This window comes from Syntrophales bacterium, from assembly GCA_030655775.1.
GTDB lineage: Bacteria > Desulfobacterota > Syntrophia > Syntrophales > JADFWA01 > JAUSPI01.
Genome location: JAUSPI010000052.1, coordinates 1 through 2,890, shown reverse-complemented (window position 1 = coordinate 2,890; position 2,890 = coordinate 1). Strand labels below are relative to the sequence as shown.

The window sequence follows — 2,890 nt, the reverse complement described above, 5'->3', positions numbered from 1 at the left end:
GACAATCACGAGGCTTCGCTTTTTATTCGATCATGTTAGTTTCAGCCGGATGACCCTTACGTAACAATGGCTTTGCCCGCATGAAATGCAAAGACTAATGCTTTTCTCTCCTCTGTTCTGATGTTCTGAGTAGTTGTAGGTTAAGCGAAGGTCTCTCTGTAACTTCCTGAAGTCAACAATTTCCCTTCGCGCCGTAGAATTCAAGACTTTAAATGGCAATCTGCATTTATCGGCGTGCTTCGGATTGATTTCTGGCAAACGAGAATGTATGGTGATCCATCTATATGTTTAAAATAAAAAACAGGAGGGTGTTTCTATGAAAGAATGGCAAGAACTTGGTAAAGAACTGAACAGCTACCTAAAACTCGAAACCTTTCCAGTAGCAGTAAAATTTTTACAGCGAAAAAACGAGATTCCAGACGGTACAAGGACACCATTAAAAGATCTCAAGGTCAAAATTGCGCATTGCCAAGCCCAAGCGATTGCTCGCAAATACGGATGGACTATTGCAATGACCAAAGAGGATTCGGGATGCGCTATTTCTGGACATACCTATGGTTGGGAACCTGCAAATATAGACAAAGCGGTGAAATTTCTTTCAAAAATGAATTATGCTGCAGATAGTGAAGCAGCCAATACAATTCTCCAGTCCTTCAGATTCCTTAAACAGGGTCAATGCGAGGCTGTTATTTACTCACCCCTGGAACGGACCAAAATTGAACCGGATGTAATATTAATGTATCTCAGCCCGGCCCAACTCATGCGTTGTTTGCATGGCAGTACCTACCATACTGGAAAACCGATTACATGCTCATTTTCCGGGCGGGCCGCTTCATGCACGGAAGGAGTAATAGCGGCTTTCTTGGATCAATCCCCTAAAGTCGTTGTACCTGGTAATGGGGATCGAGTTTGGGCGACTGCACAGGATCACGAAATGGTTTACGCACTACCTGCTTCACATCTGAAAGATCTTGTGGAAGGACTTGCCAAGACACATGAAAGAGGAATTCGTTATCCCATCCCTGCTTTCCTGCGTTACCAACCCGAGGTGGGACTAACACTTCCATTGACGGACATTTTCAAATAGAATAGTACAGAATCAGTGGGGAGTATGACTTCACTTGTCAATCCGAGTCGCCTCATCTTCAGGTGGGGCGGCTCTTTCTTTCAAGCGATAACCTTAACTATTCCTCGGTTATCGAGATTCATGCTTTGTAGATACCGTTCTTGTCAAGCGGCAACTGGCTTATAGTTGGGATCATACTTTTTCCCGGATTTCAGGACTCCAAAGATAACGTGAACCAGTTTCCGCATAATCGCACAGACTATAACTTTACCATTTTTACCTTTATCCTTTAGGCGGTTATAAAAGGCAATCATAACGGGATTGCATTGAATCGACACCAACGCCGGCATGTAAAGGGCTTTCCTGAGCCGCGCATGTCCGATTTTACATAATCTGGGTTTGCCTTTAATAGATGATCCTGAGAGCGTTTCCTTTGGCGCGAGTCCGATGAACGCCACCAGTTGACGCACATGATCAAATTTTTCCAGATCATCTAATTCTGCCAGGATGTGAGGAATGGTTGCCTTACCGATACCGGGAATAGAATCCAGCAAATCATGTTTCCGTTTAAGATTAGGATCTTGTCCGATCAGATCGGCAATTTGTTGTCTGATTTTTTCAATCTCTTGATCCAAATAAGCGATATGTTCTTTGATCAAAAGAGAGACAACTTCATGTGCCGTGCCGATCCGATTCTTCTCCTGACTTCGCATGTCGATCAGGCTATCAACCCGCCTGACCAGAGCTCTCAGGGATCTGATCTCTGGTGGAGGTGGAATCCAGGGACCCGGTTTCATAGCCAAACAGAACCTGGCAATCAAGGCGGCGTCAATCTTATCCGTCTTGGTGCGAATCAGTTCACTCTGGCCAAAACCCTTGATGCGGGCGGGATTGACAATGCTGACAATGTGGCCGGCTTCATGAAGATAGATCGCTAAATCCTCTCCATAGTTGCCAGTCGCTTCCAGACAGGCATGGACCTTTTGAATCCCCTGTTTCTCAAGCCAGAGCCTCAACGTCTCAAAACCTTCCACCGAATTCTTGCAGGCTTTATGTTTTGTCTTCCCATCTACAAGAAGTGCGGCATCGAACTTCTGTTTCGCAATATCTATCCCAAGAACCGATACTGACATATAAATACCCCCCCCTCTAATAATATCACCTTTGGTAAAAAGCTTCGTTCGAATCAACCTTGCAAGTACAAACTCATTCCCATTTGGGAAGGTTTATGATACCGTACGAGTTATGAACAAAGCAGTGGGAGGAGGATCTACTCTACAAATCATGCTCTCTGGCATCAGGTGAAACACAGATTCTCTCCTCCCATTTTACCCCGGCGTCCCAGGGTAGTTTACAACATTCTTGACTCCATAAGAACACAAGGTGTCTCTCGGTTTTGGCATATTCATTCCTCTTGAAAGTTTCTACCGATCAAGCTAAGGTGCATGGCAGCAGTTTCGCCACATCCCTCTTGAGCGCCTATCTTGTGAACAGTGGAATATTGATGAATGAGATTTAAAATATTTATTTATCAAATTGTATTTCACTTCTTGCATGTGTATCGTATTTTTTACTTTTCCAAGTAACAACCTTTACTACTTGTTCATAATCAATTTTGTTTATGGGATCTTGAATGTATCGTATATATTTTATTTCTTCATCCTGCATTATTATTAATGCTATTCAGCAATGTCCGGTTAGGGACTTGCATATAAGGCTATGATTCATCAATGGTTTCAGCATCGCAAGGGGCGAAAAAATATTGAGTATAAGCAATAAAAACACTTGACAAATCAGGCAGTTAGGGTGCGGTTTTTTTCCGTA

At 43.4% G+C, this 2,890-nt stretch carries 2 protein-coding genes; one reads left to right on the top strand and one right to left on the bottom strand.

The features are described from left to right. Positions 1–316 precede the first annotated feature (316 nt). A complete protein-coding gene (locus Q7J27_02775) occupies positions 317–1,087 on the top strand; it encodes a DUF169 domain-containing protein (GenBank protein ID MDO9528063.1) in 771 nt (256 codons plus the stop codon). Positions 1,088–1,230: 143 nt separating this feature from the next. Here the strand turns inward: Q7J27_02775 and Q7J27_02770 are convergent, their stop codons facing one another. Further along, positions 1,231–2,199 (bottom strand): IS110 family transposase, encoded by a 969-nt coding sequence (locus tag Q7J27_02770; protein ID MDO9528062.1) that lies wholly within the window; start codon positions 2,197–2,199, stop codon positions 1,231–1,233. Positions 2,200–2,890 lie beyond the last annotated feature (691 nt).

Coding starts and splice junctions, on each gene's coding strand:
- Q7J27_02775 (MDO9528063.1), top strand. CDS start 317: ATGAAAGAATGGCAAGAACTTGGTAAAGAACTGAACAGCTACCTAAAA.
- Q7J27_02770 (MDO9528062.1), bottom strand. CDS start 2,199: ATGTCAGTATCGGTTCTTGGGATAGATATTGCGAAACAGAAGTTCGAT.